Raw genomic sequence first — 16,433 nt, forward strand, 5'->3', positions numbered from 1 at the left:
CAAGAGGCTCGAGATCCTCAGGATCTCGAGCCTCTTGTTGTGGTGCGCCCGGAGGGATTCGAACCCCCAACCTTCTGATCCGTAGTCAGATGCTCTATCCGTTGAGCTACGGGCGCAGACCGTCGGTCACCGCGAGGGCGACCGTCGAGAACATTACCGCGACTGGGCCCCGATCCCCAAACCGGGGCGACGTGACCCCCGTCGCACCCTGAGCGCGAGGCCGTCCCGGGCTCAGGGTCCTCCCTGGTCCTCCGCCCCTGGGACCACTCCCTGGGGTGCAGAGGGACCACCCGGGGGTCACCCTCGAGGCGTAGGCGGCGCCGCGCACGACGAGACCGTCGGCCGACGCGCAGCCACCCCACCGCCCGCCAGGCTGGACTCATGCAGACAGCCCAGCCCGTCCTCACCGCCCGCGCCCTGACCAAGGTGTACGGCTCGGACGCCACCGCCACCCATGCCCTCGCCGGCGTCGACACCACCGTCTTCGCGGGCGAGTCCCTCGCGGTGATGGGCCCGTCCGGCTCCGGGAAGACGACCCTCCTGCACTGCCTCGCCGGGATCGTCCGCCCCACGTCGGGGGCCGTCATGTGGCGGGGGACGGACATCGTCGCCATGCGCGACGCCCAGCGCACCGCGCTGCGCCGCACCGACTTCGGGTTCGTGTTCCAGTCCGGGCAGCTCCTCCCCGAGCTCCCCGCTGTCGAGAACGCAGCCCTCCCCCTCATGCTCGCGGGCATGCCCCGCGCGGAGGCCACCGCCAGGGCGTCCGACGTCCTGGCCCGGCTGGGCCTCGCCGGCATGGACGACCGTCGGCCCGGCGAGATGTCGGGCGGGCAGGCGCAGCGCGTCGCCATCGCGCGCGCCCTCGTCGGCTCCCCCGGCGTCGTGTTCGCCGACGAGCCCACGGGCGCCCTCGACCAGTCGACGGGCACCGAGGTCATGTCCATCCTCACCAGCGCCGCCGAGGCCGCCGGCGCGGCCCTCGTCGTCGTCACCCACGACCCGGGCGTGGCCCGCTGGTGCTCGCGCACCATCACCATGCGCGACGGTCGCGTCTCCGGCGAGTTCCTCGCCCCCGACCGGTCCACCCCGGCGTCCGCCGCCCAGACCGAGGACGCCCGATGAAGGCCACCGCGGCCCTGTGGCTCCTGCTCCGGCGCCGGAGCGCCACGGGCAGCGACCCGCAGCGCCTCACCACCGTCCTGTCCGTCCTCGCGTTCGCCGTGACCACCGCGATCGTCCTCGTCGTCCTCGGCGGCGTCGGCGCCTTCGGGGAACGCGCCCGCCTGGCCGGCAGCACCGACGAGGCCGGGACGTACGTCATCCTCGCCTGGGTCGCCGCGTCCCTGCTCCTCGTGCCGCTGATCACCCTCGGCGGGGCCGCCGCGCGCCTCGCCGTCGCACGACGCGACGCCCGCCTCGCGGCCCTGCGCCTCGCCGGGGCGACGACGGGGCAGGTCGCCACCCTCACGGTCCTCGACGCCGCCTCCCAGGCCTTCGTGGGGGCCCTCGCGGGCGTCGTCGGGTACCTCGCGCTCGTGCCCCTCGTCGCCCAGGTGCGGTTCCAGGACCGCGCGTTCGGCCTCGCCGAGCTGTGGACGGGCGTGCCGACCGTCCTCGCAGCGGTCGCGGGCGTCGTCCTCGTCGCGCTCCTGTCGTCCGTCGTGAGCCTGCGCCGCGTCGCCGTGACACCCCTCGGCGTCGCCAACCGGGAGCAGCCACCCGGCCTCACGTGGATGCGGGCCCTCGTCGCCGTGGCCGCCGTCGTCGCGTTCACCACCGTCATCAAGCTCGGCCGCGCCGACCTCGTCGTCATCGCCGTCATGCTCGTCATCGGGTTCGCGACCCTCAACGTCGTCGGCCCCTTCGTCGTGTGGGTCCTCGGCAAGGTCACCGCGTCCCGCGCCCGCACCGTCCCCACGCTCCTCGCCGGACGCCGCATGATCGACGACCCGCGCACCGCGTGGCGGTCCGTCGGCGGCGTCGCCCTCGCGACGTTCATCGCCGGGCTCGCCAGCCTGTCCTCCATGTTCGCGTCCACCGCCGACGCGTACGCCGGGGAGGACCGCATCCTCATGCTCGACGTCGCCACCGGCGGGTACCTCACCCTCGCCATCGCGGGCGTCCTCGCCGCAGTGTCCACCGGCGTCATGCAGGCGGGCAACGTCATCGCCCGACGCGCCGAGTACCGCACCCTCACCCTCGCCGGCACCGACGTCGGCGTCCTCGACACCGCCCGCATGCGCGAGACGTTCATCCCCCTCGTCGCCTGCATGGGCGTCTCCGCCGGGTTCTCGCTCCTGTTCATGGTGCCCGTGGTGGGAACCGTCGCCCTGCAGAGCTGGCCCGTCGTCGTCCAGTTCGTCGTGAGCGTCCTCGCCGCCGGCGGGCTCGTCCTCGCCGGCGCCGCCGCCTCACGTCGCGTGGTCCGCGAGGTCGTCGCCGTCTGACGCGTCGAGGGCGGGCGGCCCGCCCTCGACGACCACCGAGAACGACGAAGGGCCCCGGTCACCTGACCGGGGCCCTTCGTGAAGCGGAGACGGAGGGATTCGAACCCTCGAACGGGTTGCCCCGTTACCACCTTAGCAGGGTGGCGCACTAGACCTGGCTATGCGACGTCTCCTCGCCCGCGGCACAGCGATCTACTGCGGGCTGTGCCAGGGTACCCGTACGCCGCACCCAGGAGCAAAAGCGCGCCCGCTCAGCGCGGCGCCCGCCGCCACGCGCCGTCGGTGAGGGTGCGTGCGATCGTCAGCCCGATGACGAGGGCGATGACCACGAACGTGGCCTGCACCCCGTGCGCGAGGGCCTCCACGGAGTCACCGCTGTTGAGGTAGTAGATGGCCCGGTACGCCGACGCACCCGGCACCATGATGACCACGGCCGGCACGGACAGCGTGATCCGTGGGACCCCCAGCCGCGGCGCCACGAGGTTGGCGAGCACCCCGACGACCACCCCGGCGACGCACGCGGCGCCCTGCGGGAGCATCCCCGCATCGACGAGCTCGAGGCGGCCCACGTTCACGAGCATCCCGATCCCGGCGGCCGCGAACGCGATGCGCCACGGGGAGTTGAACAGCAGCGCGAAGCCCCACACGCCGAGGGCGCTCGCCGCGAGGCGCAGCCCGATCTCGAGGGCGAGGGATAGCGACAGCGGGTCGGCCGGGTCCGGCGTGAGCCCCATGACGGCGGACACGGCCCACACGCTCAACGCCGCCGACGTCATGATCATCAGGGCGTACGTGAGCCGCGACATCCCCGCGGAGAAGTCGAGCCGGGACAGGTCCAGGCCCGCGGTGACCAGCGGGAACCCGGGCACGAGGAAGAGCACCGCGGACACGTAGCCGCTCTCGTGGATCGAGTCGACCGCGCCGAGCGCGAACAGCACGTTGACGATGCCCAGGTACACACCGCTCGCGACCGCCGCGGACAGCATGGTCACACCGAGCTGGTTGTACCCCTTGTGGAGCATGTGCCGGCGGGCGAGCTGCCCGAGCCCGGCCCCGAAGAACACGACGAGGACCTCCACCGGTCCGCCGTTGTTGAGGAACGCGAAGGCGGCACACGCGAGGGCCGCGAAGAGGGCGTTGGACCACGGACCGTACCGGGGCGGTGTGGCCTCGATGGCGTCGAGGCGCTCCTCGATCTCCTCGACCGTCACCCCGGGCCTCAGCGTCGCGCACAGGCGCTCCAGGGTGGCGATGCGGTGGGCGTTCACCCCGATGGCCCGGCTCTGCACCACCTCGGTGCGGAAGATGGGCCCACGGTGCGACGTGGCGGTGATCTCGTTGACGGTCACCTGCGCCGCGACGCTGTCCATGCCGAGGGCCCGGCCCACCTGCTGCATGGCGATCTTCACACGGTAGCTGCCGCTCCCGCTGGCGAGGAGCATGGTCCCCACCCGGAGGACCACACCGGACTGCCTGATGAGGCCGACGGGCTCGAGGGAGTCCTCCTGGGGCGGGCTGGTCGTCACCGGCCCATCATCGCGGACCTGCGGCGCCCGACGCAGGACATCCGTCCCGTGAGGTCCGCCACGTCCCGCACCGAGCACGTCGAACGCGCGGTGAGCACCCGGAGACCTCTGCGCGCGGGAGTGTCAGTACCGGGCGAACACCTGGGTGGCCCACGCCGACCCGTCGGGGGCGACGTGGTACCCGATGCCCACGTGCGTGAACGTGGACCGCAGGATGTTCGCCCGGTGGCCCGGGCTGTTCATCCAGTTCGTGTGGATGGTCGACGGGAGGTCGGGGTACCCGCCCGCGTACGCCACGTTCTCGCCCCACGCCCTCCACCCGGCGGGGATCTGCGACGACACGGACGGGTTGTGTGCCATGCCCGTGGACGCCATGTGCGCGCTCCACGGCTGTGCCACGGCCTCCAGCCCGGAGTGGTAGGCCAGCGGCGGCAGGCCGTTCGCGGCCCGGGCGTCGTTGAGCGCCCAGAAGAGCGCTGCGGCGCCCGCGGTCGACGGCGCGGCGGCGGGCGCGGCAGCAGGGGCGGCCGCGGGTGCCGGGGCCGCGGGTGCCGGGGCCGCGGGGGCGGCGGCAACCGGCGCCGCTGCGGCAGGTGCCGGAGCCGCAGGCGCGGCCGCTGCGTCGGCCGGAACGGGCGTCGCCTCGGGTGCCGCCGACGCCACGGGAGCGGGCGCGGTGCCCGGCACAGCCGCGGCCGTCGGGTCCTCGACCGCGGCGGGCGCGGCCTGGGGAGAGACGGCGGGCGCGGGTACGGGAGCCGTGTCCTGGAGCGGCTCGGCAGGCACGAGGGCGGCCAGGTCGGGCGCTTCGTCGACGGCGGACGCGGGTGTCGCGTCGGCCGTCGGAGCGGGAACGACGGCGCCTGCCCGGACGGTGCCCTGCTCGGACGTGAGGATCCCGGAGGCGGTGGCGACGGGCGCGAGGGCCAGGAGGCCTGCTGCCACGACGGCACCGGTCAGGACGGTCTTCTGCTTCATGCTCGCTCGCTCACTCTCGTGTGTCTGCGGATGCATCGGCACGTCGACCGTCGATCACGAGCGGTTGGAGCGAACTTCTTCACCCAGCGTCCCCGTGAAACACGAATCGCCGCATTTACCACTCTGCGTGGTCGCGGCGACGGACGCTACCCGGGCAGCCGGGAGCGTGGGGTGAAGTGGCGGAGGGCGAGGGATTCGAACCCCCGGTGCTGTTGAGGCACAACGGTTTTCAAGACCGTCACATTAGGCCGCTCTGTCAGCCCTCCTCGCGCAGCGGGCTGCGCACGCGCCATTCTGGCACGAGGTCTCGGAACGCACCGAACCGCCCCCTGATGGTCGAGGGCGGTTCGGGTCCAGCAGGCCGGACCGCTCAGGCGGCGCGGAGCTGCTGCATCGCGTGCTGCACGAGCGCGATGAGGGACTGCTTGGTCGCCGCGCGGGAGCGGGCGTCCGTGTAGAGCATGGGGACGTGCGCGGGGATCTGAAGAGCCTCGCGGACGTCCTCGAGGCGGTGCTTGGCCACCCCGTCGAAGCAGTTGACGCCGACGACGAACGGGATGCCGCGGGACTCGAAGTAGTCGACGGCCGGGAAGCACTGCTCCAGGCGGTCGGTGTCGACGAGGACCACGGCGCCGATCGCGCCGCGCACCAGGTCGTCCCACATGAAGAGGAAGCGGTCCTGGCCGGGTGTGCCGAAGAGGTACAGCCACAGCGAGCCGGGGAGCTCGATACGACCGAAGTCCATCGCCACGGTGGTGGTCGTCTTGCGGTCGGACACGCCGCCCGCGTCGTCGACGCCTACGGAGTGCTCGGTCATGGCCGCCTCGGTGTTCAGAGGCTCGATGTCGGAGATCGACCCGATGAAGGTCGTCTTGCCGACCGCGAAGCCGCCCGCCACGACGATCTTGACGACCGTCGGAGCGCCCGCAGGCTTGGCCGGCGCGGCCGCCGCGTTCGCGGGGCCGTTAGAGGGCGGAAATACCATTGAGAACACTCTCCAACACACTCAGGGACAGGGCAGGGTTCTGACCGTGTCCGGTGTGAACATTGACGGGCGTAGACGTGTGGACGGTGAGGTACCCGTCGTCGGCGAGGTCCGCGATGAGGATCCGCACCACTCCCAGAGGCATCCGCAGCAGTGCGGAGACCTCGGCGATCGAGACGTACGTGTGAGCCGCGTGGCTCAGGATCGCACGCTTCTCCGGGGGCAGGCCCCGGCTGTCGACCGCACCGGGCATGACCTCGATCAATGTCTCGAGCGGCAGGTTCGACGTCGCCGAGCGGACACGGCCGCCCGTCACTGCGTACGGACGCACCGTGGCGGCCTCGAAGTGCTCTCCATCCATGGAGTGCGAGTTCGACGTGAAGTTCGACATGGTGACCTACCTCATCCGATCGGCGCTCGGGTCGCTCCGTCAACAGGAAGGCTACCGCGCATCTCAGAGATAAGCTGCGGCGTCAAGGTGGCCTCTGTGCGGGAGACGAGCATGGCCATCTCGTAGCCGATCAGACCCACGTCGCACGTGGAGTCCGCGACGGCCGCGAGGACGGATCCGTTGGACACGTTCATGAGGAACAGGAAGCCGTTGTCCATCTCGATGATGGCCTGGCGGACTGCACCTCCGTTGAGCTGACGGGACGCACCTCTGGTCAGGCTCGACATGCCGGACACGATCGCGGCGAGCTGGTCACCGCTCGTCCGGTCGAGGTTCTCGGACATGGCCATCAGGAGCCCGTCTGCCGACACCACCAGGGTGTGACGGGTGCCGGGGACAGTCCTGACGAAGTTGTCGAGCAACCAACCAAAGTTCGTCGCCTCAGTGCTGAGAGCGCTCACGCTTCCTCCTTTTCCGATGCCTCAGTGGCGATTCGTCGATCAACGCGGCTGGGGCGCCGAGTCTGGAACATTGTTCTGCACGGTAGCGTCAGCCGATCTCCCGGCATCCGTACCTTGGCCTGCTGTGTGTGCGGCCCCCGGCTGCCGACCACGGGAGGTGGCCGACTGGAACGCCGAGAGTCGTGACCGAAGCTCAGCCGCGTCGCGGCTGATCTTCTGAGATGCGACGTCGTCAGTGGAAGCTGCGACCTCGCCACGGGTTCGGCGGGTCAGCCCGCCGGCCTGTGAGGTGTCGACCGCGCTTGGGCGGTATGCCGACAGCTGGCTGAGCTCAGCCAGTGCCTGCTCCTGGATGTTCGACCGCATGGCGAGCATCGAGGCGATGTCCCCGTTGATCTGGCTCGGGGGCGTCCAGCTGGCGCCCTCGTCGAGCCCGCTCAGCGGGAGGTCCTTGAAGGGCAGCGGAGCCTCGGCCCGCTGCTGGGCGGGTGCGGCAGGCGCGCTGGGCGTCCACTGCTCCCCCGCGGGGGCGGCGGGTGCCGACGGCGCCCACTGTCCGGCCGGTTCCGGCATGGCCTGCGCACGAGGTGCGGGGCTCTGCTGGCGAGCGGGCAGGGACTCGAAGCCCTGCTGCTCGAAGCGGTCCGCCTCACGCACGGTCTCCCGCGGCGCACGGTCCACCGCGGGAGGCGCGGTGGGGGCCGCGGCGGCGGGTCCCGGCGTGAACGTCGGCAGGCCGGTGGGCGCGAGCCCACCCTCGGCGGCCGCGTCGTCCTGCTCGCCGCCACGGCGACGCAACCAGGAGAACGGTCCGCGACGCGTCGGCTCGGCGGCCTGACGTGCCTGGCGGCGCGTCGGGGCGTCGGACACGACGTCGGCGAAGCTCGGGAGCGTCGGACGCTCCTCCTGGACCTCGACGGGCGCGGGCCGCTCGGCTACCGGTGCACGCTCGGCGACGGGCTCACGCGTGGGGACCGCGGGGGCCTCGACGCGCAGGACCGGCTCGGGACGCTGCGGCTGCTGAGCAGGCTCCGGGGCGAAGCGCTGGGCGCTCTCCCGGACGGGCGGCTGCTGGACGGGTGGCTGCTGGACGTCCTGGGCCGGGGCAGGGCGTTCCATCCGCTGCGCGGGCTGGAAGCGCGAGGCGAGCTCGGCGCGCTGCATCGGCTCGAAGTCACGCGTCGCCGGCGGCAGGATCGGGGCGACCGTCGGAGGGGCGACGGGTGCTGTGCGCTCCACCGGTGCCAGCGCCTCGAAGCGCTGGACAGGCTGGAAGCTCGACTCGCCGCTGTCCTCCTGCGGACGCCACCCGGACTCGGGCTGCTGCGCCTGCTGCGGCTCGGCGCCGCGCTGCTGCAACGGCTCGAACTGCTGGACGGGCTCGAAGGCCTGCTCAGGCTGGAACGACTGCTCCTGCTGGAACGACTGCTCCTGCTGGAACGCCGTCTCTGGCTGCCAAGCAGGCTCTGCCTGCTGCGGCTGCTGCTGCTGGTCGACACCACGCTGCTGCAACGGCTCGAACCGCTGAACAGGCTCGAACGCCTGCTCATGCTCGGGCTGCTGCACGGGCTCGAACGCCTGCACGGGCTCGAAGGACTCGGTCGGCTGGAACTGCCCCAGCGGCTGGAACTGCTCGACGGGCGCGAACGGCTCGTCGGAGTCCGCCTGGGGTGCCCAGCTGGGCTCCTCGGCCTGCGTCTGCTGGCCCCACCCGAAGTCGTCCTCGTCCGGCGCGAGACCGGGGATGACCATGGGTGCGGAGACCTGCTCGGGAGCGTCGGCCCAGGAGGCGGACTCCATGCCGTGGCGTCCGCGGTCCTGGCCGAGCTCGGCTCCAGGGGCGTCGTCGTGTGCGGGGTGCTGGTCGTCGCTGTCCTCGGCGTGGCGCACCGAGGGCGCGTCGGCCTGGAAGGACTCGGCGACCGCCTCGGCAGTGGTCTCCTCGGCCGGGACGTCCTCTGTCGAGGCGTAGTCCTGCTGCTCGTCCGTCGGCTCGATGGAGCTGAGGGTGCGGAAGCGGGAGAACACGGCGCTGCGACGCTCACCGTCGAGGATCGGCTCGTCCTGGACGGGCTCGAGCTGCGTGAAGGCCGCTCCGAGCTGGGTGGGCTCGCTGCTCCGGGTCCGGGCAGGGAGGCGGGCCGGCAGGCTCTCGCCGAGGTTCTGCGGAGGGCTCCAGCTGAGGTCGTCGGCGGAGGAGAGGTCGATGGAGGGGTTCGCCGACTCGAGAGGCGGCAGGACCATCTCACGGGCGGCGTCGGCGTCGGGAGAGATCCCCACGTTCGACGCGACCGCGGGGGTCTGGCTCGTCGAGACGGAGCTGCGGCGACGCGGCATGCCCATGCTCGTGGAGCCGTCGGTGAGCGCGTCGAGGTCGACGGGGATGGCGACCTCGGGCTCGGTCTCGGGCGCGATCCACTGGTCGGTGGCCTGGCGGTTCGCGGCGCTCAGCGGGTCCGTGGGGCCCTGGAGCGGCACGTCCGCGTCGTCGACGAAGAGGTTGAGCGGGAACGACACGGTCGCGATGGTGCCGGCGCTGCCGTCCGGTGCCTTGGAGAACACCACGTGCGCACCGAGGCGGTCCGCGAGCCGACCGACCACGAAGAGGCCGAGGCGCTGGACACCGATGACGTCCGACGCGGAGCGGGAGGCCACCTTCGCGTTGGCGTTGGCGATCTCCTCGTCGCTCATCCCGAGCCCGTGGTCGCGGACCTCGACGGTGACGTACCGCGACGTGCGGTTGGTCGTCACCTCGACGGGCGTGTTGGGCTCGGAGAACATCGTCGCGTTCTCGAGGAGCTCGGCGATGAGGTGCGCGCCGTTCAGGGCGTTGTGCCCGAGCATGAGCGGGTCGGCCTCGAGGTTGAGGCGCACCCGGTCGTAGAGCTCGATCTCGGACGACGCGGTACGGACCACGTCGGAGACCGGCATGGGCTGGCGCACGCGCCGGCCGGAGTCGATGCCCGCGAGCACGAGGAGGGACTCGGAGTTACGACGCATCCGGGTCGCGAGGTGGTCGAGGCGGAAGAGGTTGGCGAGGACGCTGGCGTCCTCCTCGGAGCGCTCGAGCTCGTCGAGGAACGCGAGCTGACGGTTGAGGAGCACGTGGTCGCGGCGGGCCACGTTGACGAACATCTCGGCGATGGAGCCACGGAGGGCCGCCTGCTCCTTGGCGACCTCGACGGTCGTCGCGTTCACGTCGTTGAACGCTGCGGCGAGCTGTCCCACCTCGTCGGAGGACTCGACCTTGATGGTCGCGAGGCTCATCTCCGGGCCCTGGCCGGGGACGGACACCTGCTCGACGAGCTTGGGGAGCTCGTCGCGGACGTCGGCGGCGGCGCGGGTGAGGTGACGCAGCGGGACGGTGATGCGTCGCGAGATCGCGGCGGCGATGAACACCGACACCACGAGGATGAGCAGCGTCCCGACGAGGGTGAGGATGGCCTCGGTGCGCTGCGTGTCGGCCTGCGCCTGGGTGCGCTCGACGGAGAAGTCACGCAGCTCGTCCCTGATGGGGACGGCGCTCTCGATCTCTCGGGCGTTGGCGTTGACCCACTCGGCGGCGAGGGTCCCGGTGATCGCCTCGGCACGGCCGGTCCCGAGGTAACCACGCATGGAGACGAACTGTGCGTTCTGGGGCGGGAGGCGCAGGTCCTCGACCGCGAGGGCGGCGACGGCGAGCGTCGCGTCGGAGCGGATCGCGTTGGTCAGACCGATGACGGTCGTGAGCTCACGGATCTCTCGCTGGTTGGGGGTCGGGGAGGCGACGTCGTCGAGGACCTTCTGCGCGAGGGGGTACTCGGCAGCGGTGAGGTCGATGGCACGGGAGGTCTGGACGTACGCGTCGATGTAGGCGGCGACACGACGGTCGGTGAGGGTGTCGGCGAGCGATCCGGGGACCTCGAGGAACGACAGCACCATGGTGGTGTACTGGTCGGAGATGACGAGGGTCTGGGCCGAACCACGGTTGACCTGGTCGCGGGCCTGGGCGAGGGACGTCGGGTTGGTGGTGCCGACGTTGGTGAGGACGGTGCGCACGAGCGGGTCGAGCGCGCCGGTCTCGAGGCCCTCGTACTCGGACCGCAAGGCCCCGAGGGCCGCGTCCGTCTCCAGGCGCGCCGCGTCGAGCTGCTCCTTGGCGCCCGCCACGTTGTTGAGGGTCTGGACCGAGAGGTTGCGCTCCTCCTGGAGTGCCGCGATGACCTTCTCACCGCCCTCGAGGAGCTCGACGATGCCGTCGGCCTGCGAGGCGATCCTGGCTCGGCTGAGGGCCTGCCACGAGAAGACCGACGCCGCGATGGCCAGCACGAGCACCGGCACAGCGAGGGCAGCGAAGATCTTGCCTCGCACACTCAGTTTCCGGAGCATCTGTTATGCCTTCCAATCGCTGTCATCGCTGTCACGGTGGGCCCGTCTCGTCCTGCACGCGCACCATCGTCCGCAAGGGAAACATCGACCGGGGACCCCTGGTGCTTTAGGCAAACAGGGGGCTTTAACCCGCTCGCCCCGCACCACCGTGCCGGCCGGCCCGGGTGGCCGTAGGGTCACAAGTATGCACGTGGTTGAAATTTCGAGGTTCGGGCAGCCTGACGTCCTGACGTCCGTGGAGGTCAGCGACCCGACCCCCGCCCCGGGTCATGTCCTGGTGACGGTCGCTGCCGCTGGCATCAACCGCGCGGACATTCTGCAACGCCGCGGTCACTATCCGCCACCCCCTGGGGCACCGAGCTGGCCCGGCCTGGAGGTCTCGGGGGTCGTCGAGGCCCTGGGAGAGGGTGTCAAGGGGTGGAAGGTCGGCGATCGGGTGGCCGCGCTCATCGACGGCGGCGGCTACGCGGAGCTCGTCACGGTGCCCGCGGAGCAGCTCCTCCCGGTCCCGGACTCCGTGGACCTCGTCGACGCCGCGGGTCTCCCGGAGGCCGTGTGCACGGCCTGGTCGAACCTCGTCGACGTCGCCCGCCTCTCCGCGGGCGAGCACGTGCTCGTGCACGGTGGGTCGGGAGGTGTGGGGACCGTCGCGATCCAGGTGGCCCGCGCGCTCGGCGCGCACGTGCTCGTCACCGCGGGCAGCGAGGAGCGGGTGGCCCGGTGCATGGAGCTCGGCGCTGCCGGCGGCTTCGTCTACCGCCGCCCCGAGGGCGAGAGCTTCGCGGACGCCCTGCCGGACCTCGTCCGCGAGGCGACGGGAGGCCACGGGGCGGACGTCGTGCTCGACGTGGTCGGAGGCGCGTACCTGGGTGCGAACGTCGCGTCGCTCGCGACGGGCGGACGCCTGGTGGTCATCGGGATGCAGAAGGGGCAGCGCGGCGAGCTGGACCTCGGAACCCTCCTCACCCGACGCGCGAGCGTCACCGGCACGACGCTGAGGTCGCGTCCGGCCGAGGAGAAGGCCCGGATCGTGGCCGCGGTGCGCGAGCACGCGTGGCCGTGGCTGGCCGACGGCCGGCTGCGGCCGGTGGTGCACGCCCGCCTCCCGCTCGCCGAGGCGGCCCGCGGGCACGAGCTGCTCGACTCCGGCGAGGTCGTCGGCAAGGTCCTCCTCGTCCCCTGACCCGGGCTGCGGCCGGGACGGTGCACGGGCGAGGGGGCATGGGCAAGACTGGTGTCATGAGCGACGACCAGCACGCAGACCAGCAGCTCGAGGGTCAGGACCGAGCGGTGGAGCAGGTGCGCGAGGAGCGCACCGTCATCGAGGAGCCGGCGAAGGTGCTGCGCATCGGGGAGATGGTGAAGCGTCTCCTCGAGGAGGTGCGCAGCGCCCCGCTGGACGAGGCGGCCCGCAGCCGGATGGCCGAGATCCACGAGCGGTCGATCGCGGAGCTCGAGGACGGGCTGTCCGACGACCTCGTGGCCGAGCTCCGGCGCATCACCCTGCCGTTCACGGACGACGCGGTGCCGTCGGACGCGGAGCTGCGCATCGCGCACGCCCAGCTGGTGGGCTGGTTGGAGGGCCTGTTCCACGGCCTGCAGACCGCGATCGTCGCCCAGCAGATGGCGGCGCAGGCCCGGTCCCAGGGCCGCGCCCCGACCCGCGCGCTGCCGCCGGGCCTCCTGCGGGAGCCCGGGACGCCCGACGGGGGCGAGACGTCCGACGGACGTCCCACCCCCGGTCAGTACCTCTGATCCCGGCCCCGGTCAGGCACCCCGGCCGGCTCAGCCCTTGACGGACCCGGCGAGGAGTCCTCGCACGAAGTAGCGCTGCAGGGCGAGGAACACGATCATCGGGACGATCATCGAGATGAACGCGCCGGCGGACAGGATGTGCCAGTCGCCGCCGCGCGAGCCGGCCATCTCCGCGACGCGGACGGTCAGGGGCGCGACATCACGCCCACCGCCGGCGAACGTGAGGGACACGAGCAGGTCGTTCCACACCCACAGGAACTGGAAGATCCCGAAGGATGCGATCGCGGGCACGAGGAGCGGCATGAGTACCTGGAAGAAGATCTTCACGTGCCCGGCACCGTCCATGCGTGCCGCCTCGATGAGCGAACGCGGGATCTCCTTCATGAAGTTGTGGAGCAGGAAGATCGCGAGCGGCAGCGCGAAGATCGAGTGCGAGAGCCACACGGCCCAGAAGGTGCCGTTGAGCCCCCAGTCGACGTACTGGGACAGCAGCGGGATGAGGGTCACCTGGATGGGGACCACCTGGAGCGCGAACACCGCGATGAAGAGGATGTTCTTGCCCCGGAACTCGATCCACGCGAAGGCGTAGGACGCGAGGAGCGCGAGCGTGATCGGGATGACCACCGCCGGCAGGGTGATGACGATGGAGTTGACGAAGAACGTGGACAGCTGGGTGGAGCTGCCGAACAGCGCGGACTCGTAGTTGTCGAAGTTGAACCACGGGCGCGTGATCGTGGTCCACCAGCCGCTGCTGCGGATGTCCTGCTCCGGCCGGAACGACGTGATGAGCAGCCCCAGCGTCGGGGTGGTCCACAGGACCGCGATGACGATCGCGGTGACGGTGGCCCATGGTGACGTGAGCGCCTTCTTCCCGGCAGCGGCTCGACGGTCGATCCGGGACATCTTCGACGCGGGGCCCTTCGAGGCCTTCTTCTCGTCCTGCTCGGACAGCTTCACGGCGGGAATCGGGACACTCATCGGATCTCCTCCGTGATACGCAGCTGACGGACGTTATACATCACGATCGGGATGACGAAGACGAACAGCACGACGGCGAGCGCGGCACCGAAGCCCTGCTCGTTCTGCCGGAAGCTCTGCGTGTAGAACTCGTTCGCGACGACCGACGTGCCGTAGTTCCCGCCGGTCATGGTCCGGACGATGTCGAAGACCTTGAGCGTGCCCATCGCGATCGTCGTCACGACGACCACGAGAGCGGGGCGGATGCTCGGCACGGTGATGCTGCGGAACATGCCGACGCCGCTCAGGCCGTCGAGGCGGGCGGCCTCGACGATGTCGTCGGGGATGGCCTTGATCGCTGCCGACAGGATCGTCATGGCGAACCCGGTTTGGATCCAGATCATGACGGCGATGAGGAAGAACGTGTTGAGCGGCTGGTTGAGGAGGAACTGCTGCGGGTCGAGACCGAGCCAGACGAGGATCTGGTTGAGCAGACCGACCTGTGGGATGTTCTGCTGGGCGGGGCGGAACTCGTAGACGAACTTCCAGATGATGCCGGCGCCGACCATCGAGATGGCCATGGGCAGGAAGATGAGGACCTTCGCGAGCTTCTCGAACCTCGTCCGGTCGACGAGGACGGCGTACAGCAGTCCGAGGAACGTGGACACGAGCGGCACGAGGATGACCCAGAGTGCCGTGTTCGTGAGGACCTGCTGAAACTGGTCCTGGCCGAACGCCTTCGCGTAGTTGTCGAACCCGACGAAGTTCTGACCGTTGCGGTCGAAGAACGAGCTGTAGATGGTCCGCAGGCCCGGGTAGACGAGGCCGAAGAGGATGAGGAGCAGTGCGGGCCCGAGGAACCCGACGGTGACGATCCACCTCGGCGGGCTCTTGGGACGGTCGACCGCGAAGAGGATGATGCTCATCACCGCGACGAAGAGAAGGATCGCGACGACCATGACGAGGAGCTTCTCGGTCGTGGTGTCGGCGTGGAGCAGCCAGTCCATCGGGGCCTCCGAACTACCCGTCCTCGCGCACGGGATGAGATGAGCATGACGTGATGGGCGCCGGCACGATACCGGCGCCGGCGAGGACCCGCCCTCAGGCGGGTCCCCGTCGTTCCTGCATCAGCGGGTGGCCCGCACCGTGGTGGGCCACCCGCTGATCACTTCCGTGTCAGGACGTCGGCCAGGACGCCTCGATCGCGTCCGCGACCTCCTGCGAGCTCTTGTCGGAGGCGAAGAACGCCACCATCTCCGACCAGAACGTCCCCGCACCGACGCTGCCGGGCATGAGGTCCGAGCCGTCGAAGCGGAACTCGGCCTCGGGGTCGGCCAGCAGGTCGGCGGACAGGCGGTCGAAGTCCGTCGCGAGGAGCTCGGAGTCGAGCCCGGTGTTCGCGCTGACCCAGCCACCACGCGTGGTGACGGCGGCCTTGACGTTCGCCCAGTCGGCGCTGGAGAGGTACGTCTGGAAGGCCTGGACCTCGGGGCGGTCGTCGAACGCGACGACGAACTCGCCACCACCGAGGATCGGCTTCTCACCCTCGGTCATGGACGGCAGGTAGAACGCGTAGACGTCGCCGTCCTCGGCGACCTCCGTGCCCTCGGGCCACTGGTTCTGGTAGAAGTTCGCGGCGCGGTGCATCGAGCAGTTGCCGTCGAGGATCGGCGCACCGGCGCCGTCCCACTCCGTCGCGGCGATCGAGTCGACGCCGCCGAAGCCGGCGTTGACGTAGTCCTCGTTCTTGAGGATGTTCGCGACCTCGTCGAGGGACTCGACGATCTGCGGGTCGTTGAACGGGATCTCGTGGGTCGTCCACTGGTCGTACGCGTCCGGGCCGGCGACGCGCAGCACGACGTCCTCGACCCAGTCGGTCGCGGGCCATCCGGTGGCGTCACCGGAGGCGATGCCGGCGCACCACGGGATCTTGCCGTCGGCGACGATCTGGTCGGACAGCTCGATCATCTCGTCCCACGTGGTGGGGACCTCGTAGCCGGCCTCCTCGAAGGCCGACGGGGAGTACCAGACGTAGGACTTGATGTTGGCGCCCAGCGGCGCGGCGTAGAACGTCCCGTCGACGGTGCCGTACCCCTTCCAGGACTCGGAGAAGTACTCGTCGACGTTCGCCGCGGTCGCGTCGGGGGCGGGCACCGCCGCGCCGGTGTCGTTGACGATCGTGCTGAGCAGGCCGGGCTGCGGGACGTAGGCGATGTCGGGCGCGTTGCCGGCCTGGAGGCGGACGAGGAGCTGTGCCTCGAACTCGCGGGAGCCCTCGTACTGGACGGTGACGCCCGTGCACTCCTCGAACGGGTCGTAGGAGAGCTCCTGGTCCTCCTGCTCGGGCTCGACGATCGACGTGTAGACCGAGACGGTGGTGCCGTCGAGGTCACCGAACTCGTCGTAGACGGAGCAGTCGATCTCGGGGACCTCGGCTGCCGCCGTGGTCATGTCCCCGTCGTCGTCGGTGTCGTTGCTGCTGGGAGCGCAGGCCGTCAGCGCGAGGGCGAGAGCCGCCCCGCCGGCCAGGACCGCGGAACTGCGGCGCGTTGCGATTCTCAT

Annotated in this window: 12 protein-coding genes, 3 tRNA genes and 1 pseudogene; 4 read left to right on the forward strand and 12 right to left on the reverse strand. The window is 70.9% G+C overall.

The genetic code is table 11. The features are described 5' to 3' along the window. Window positions 1-40 precede the first annotated feature (40 nt). Window positions 41-116 (reverse strand) — tRNA-Arg (locus JAV76_RS00805). Window positions 117-381: 265 nt separating this feature from the next. Between JAV76_RS00805 and JAV76_RS00810 the strand changes: the two genes are divergently transcribed. Together JAV76_RS00810 and JAV76_RS00815 are read left to right on the forward strand one after the other, a co-directional pair. Next, a complete protein-coding gene (locus JAV76_RS00810) occupies window positions 382-1,125 on the forward strand; it encodes an ABC transporter ATP-binding protein (RefSeq protein WP_198732118.1) in 744 nt (247 codons plus the stop codon). Continuing rightward, on the forward strand, window positions 1,122-2,450 hold the full coding sequence (locus JAV76_RS00815; protein WP_198732119.1) for an FtsX-like permease family protein: 1,329 nt from the start codon (window positions 1,122-1,124) through the stop codon (window positions 2,448-2,450). Before JAV76_RS00810 ends, JAV76_RS00815 begins: the two co-directional genes overlap by 4 nt. An 84-nt stretch (window positions 2,451-2,534) precedes the next feature. Here JAV76_RS00815 and JAV76_RS00820 read toward each other — a convergent pair. The 8 genes and pseudogenes from JAV76_RS00820 to JAV76_RS00855 all read right to left on the reverse strand — a co-directional run bounded on the left by JAV76_RS00820 (window position 2,535) and on the right by JAV76_RS00855 (window position 11,141). After that, window positions 2,535-2,623 (reverse strand) — tRNA-Ser (locus JAV76_RS00820). 78 nt (window positions 2,624-2,701) lie between these two features. Continuing rightward, window positions 2,702-3,976 carry a threonine/serine exporter family protein gene (locus tag JAV76_RS00825; RefSeq protein WP_307843934.1) on the reverse strand — a complete coding sequence of 425 codons (1,275 nt, stop codon included), beginning with the start codon at window positions 3,974-3,976 and terminating at the stop codon, window positions 2,702-2,704. A 123-nt stretch (window positions 3,977-4,099) separates the two neighbouring features. Next, window positions 4,100-4,429 (reverse strand): annotated as a pseudogene (locus JAV76_RS15315) (CAP domain-containing protein); the annotation flags it as partial. 702 nt (window positions 4,430-5,131) lie between these two features. Then, window positions 5,132-5,220: transfer RNA gene (locus JAV76_RS00835), tRNA-Ser, on the reverse strand. Between the two features lie 104 nt (window positions 5,221-5,324). Continuing rightward, the gene (locus tag JAV76_RS00840) at window positions 5,325-5,939 is read right to left on the reverse strand and encodes a GTP-binding protein (protein WP_230401679.1); all 615 of its coding nucleotides are present in this window, start codon (window positions 5,937-5,939) and stop codon (window positions 5,325-5,327) included. Further along, the gene (locus JAV76_RS00845; protein ID WP_198732120.1) at window positions 5,920-6,330 is read right to left on the reverse strand and encodes a DUF742 domain-containing protein; all 411 of its coding nucleotides are present in this window, start codon (window positions 6,328-6,330) and stop codon (window positions 5,920-5,922) included. Before JAV76_RS00845 ends, JAV76_RS00840 begins: the two co-directional genes overlap by 20 nt. Window positions 6,331-6,341: 11 nt before the next feature. Further along, on the reverse strand, window positions 6,342-6,791 hold the full coding sequence (locus JAV76_RS00850) for a roadblock/LC7 domain-containing protein (RefSeq protein ID WP_198732121.1): 450 nt from the start codon (window positions 6,789-6,791) through the stop codon (window positions 6,342-6,344). A gap of 39 nt (window positions 6,792-6,830) precedes the next feature. Beyond that, window positions 6,831-11,141 carry a sensor histidine kinase gene (locus JAV76_RS00855; protein ID WP_198732122.1) on the reverse strand — a complete coding sequence of 1,437 codons (4,311 nt, stop codon included), beginning with the start codon at window positions 11,139-11,141 and terminating at the stop codon, window positions 6,831-6,833. A 202-nt stretch (window positions 11,142-11,343) separates the two neighbouring features. On the opposite strand from JAV76_RS00855, the gene JAV76_RS00860 reads away from it, so the two are divergent. Both JAV76_RS00860 and JAV76_RS00865 read left to right on the forward strand, forming a co-directional pair. Then, complete coding sequence (locus tag JAV76_RS00860; RefSeq protein ID WP_198732123.1) at window positions 11,344-12,342, forward strand: NAD(P)H-quinone oxidoreductase; 999 nt, start codon at window positions 11,344-11,346, stop codon at window positions 12,340-12,342. 56 nt (window positions 12,343-12,398) lie between these two features. Further along, window positions 12,399-12,914, forward strand: a complete 516-nt coding sequence (locus JAV76_RS00865) for a bacterial proteasome activator family protein (RefSeq protein ID WP_268921800.1) — start codon at window positions 12,399-12,401, stop codon at window positions 12,912-12,914. A 30-nt stretch (window positions 12,915-12,944) separates the two neighbouring features. Here JAV76_RS00865 and JAV76_RS00870 read toward each other — a convergent pair whose 3' ends face one another. The 3 genes from JAV76_RS00870 to JAV76_RS00880 form a co-directional block, all read right to left on the reverse strand. Further along, the gene (locus tag JAV76_RS00870) at window positions 12,945-13,892 is read right to left on the reverse strand and encodes a carbohydrate ABC transporter permease (RefSeq protein WP_198732125.1); all 948 of its coding nucleotides are present in this window, start codon (window positions 13,890-13,892) and stop codon (window positions 12,945-12,947) included. Beyond that, a complete protein-coding gene (locus tag JAV76_RS00875; protein WP_198732126.1) occupies window positions 13,889-14,878 on the reverse strand; it encodes a carbohydrate ABC transporter permease in 990 nt (329 codons plus the stop codon). The genes JAV76_RS00870 and JAV76_RS00875 overlap by 4 nt, the downstream gene beginning before the upstream one ends. Window positions 14,879-15,047: 169 nt before the next feature. Further along, window positions 15,048-16,433 carry an ABC transporter substrate-binding protein gene (locus tag JAV76_RS00880; RefSeq protein ID WP_198732127.1) on the reverse strand — a complete coding sequence of 462 codons (1,386 nt, stop codon included), beginning with the start codon at window positions 16,431-16,433 and terminating at the stop codon, window positions 15,048-15,050.

The organism is Sanguibacter suaedae (assembly GCF_016342785.1).
GTDB lineage: Bacteria > Actinomycetota > Actinomycetes > Actinomycetales > Cellulomonadaceae > Sanguibacter > Sanguibacter suaedae.

Bases quoted from the DNA above. Each gene is read 5' to 3' on its own strand.
- JAV76_RS00875 (WP_198732126.1), bottom strand. From the start codon at position 14,878: ATGGACTGGCTGCTCCACGCCGACACCACGACCGAGAAGCTCCTCGTC.
- JAV76_RS00860 (WP_198732123.1), top strand. From the start codon at position 11,344: ATGCACGTGGTTGAAATTTCGAGGTTCGGGCAGCCTGACGTCCTGACG.
- JAV76_RS00815 (WP_198732119.1), top strand. From the start codon at position 1,122: ATGAAGGCCACCGCGGCCCTGTGGCTCCTGCTCCGGCGCCGGAGCGCC.
- JAV76_RS00865 (WP_268921800.1), top strand. From the start codon at position 12,399: ATGAGCGACGACCAGCACGCAGACCAGCAGCTCGAGGGTCAGGACCGA.
- JAV76_RS00845 (WP_198732120.1), bottom strand. From the start codon at position 6,330: ATGTCGAACTTCACGTCGAACTCGCACTCCATGGATGGAGAGCACTTC.
- JAV76_RS00870 (WP_198732125.1), bottom strand. From the start codon at position 13,892: ATGAGTGTCCCGATTCCCGCCGTGAAGCTGTCCGAGCAGGACGAGAAG.
- JAV76_RS00810 (WP_198732118.1), top strand. From the start codon at position 382: ATGCAGACAGCCCAGCCCGTCCTCACCGCCCGCGCCCTGACCAAGGTG.
- JAV76_RS00840 (WP_230401679.1), bottom strand. From the start codon at position 5,939: ATGGTATTTCCGCCCTCTAACGGCCCCGCGAACGCGGCGGCCGCGCCG.
- JAV76_RS00880 (WP_198732127.1), bottom strand. From the start codon at position 16,433: ATGAGAATCGCAACGCGCCGCAGTTCCGCGGTCCTGGCCGGCGGGGCG.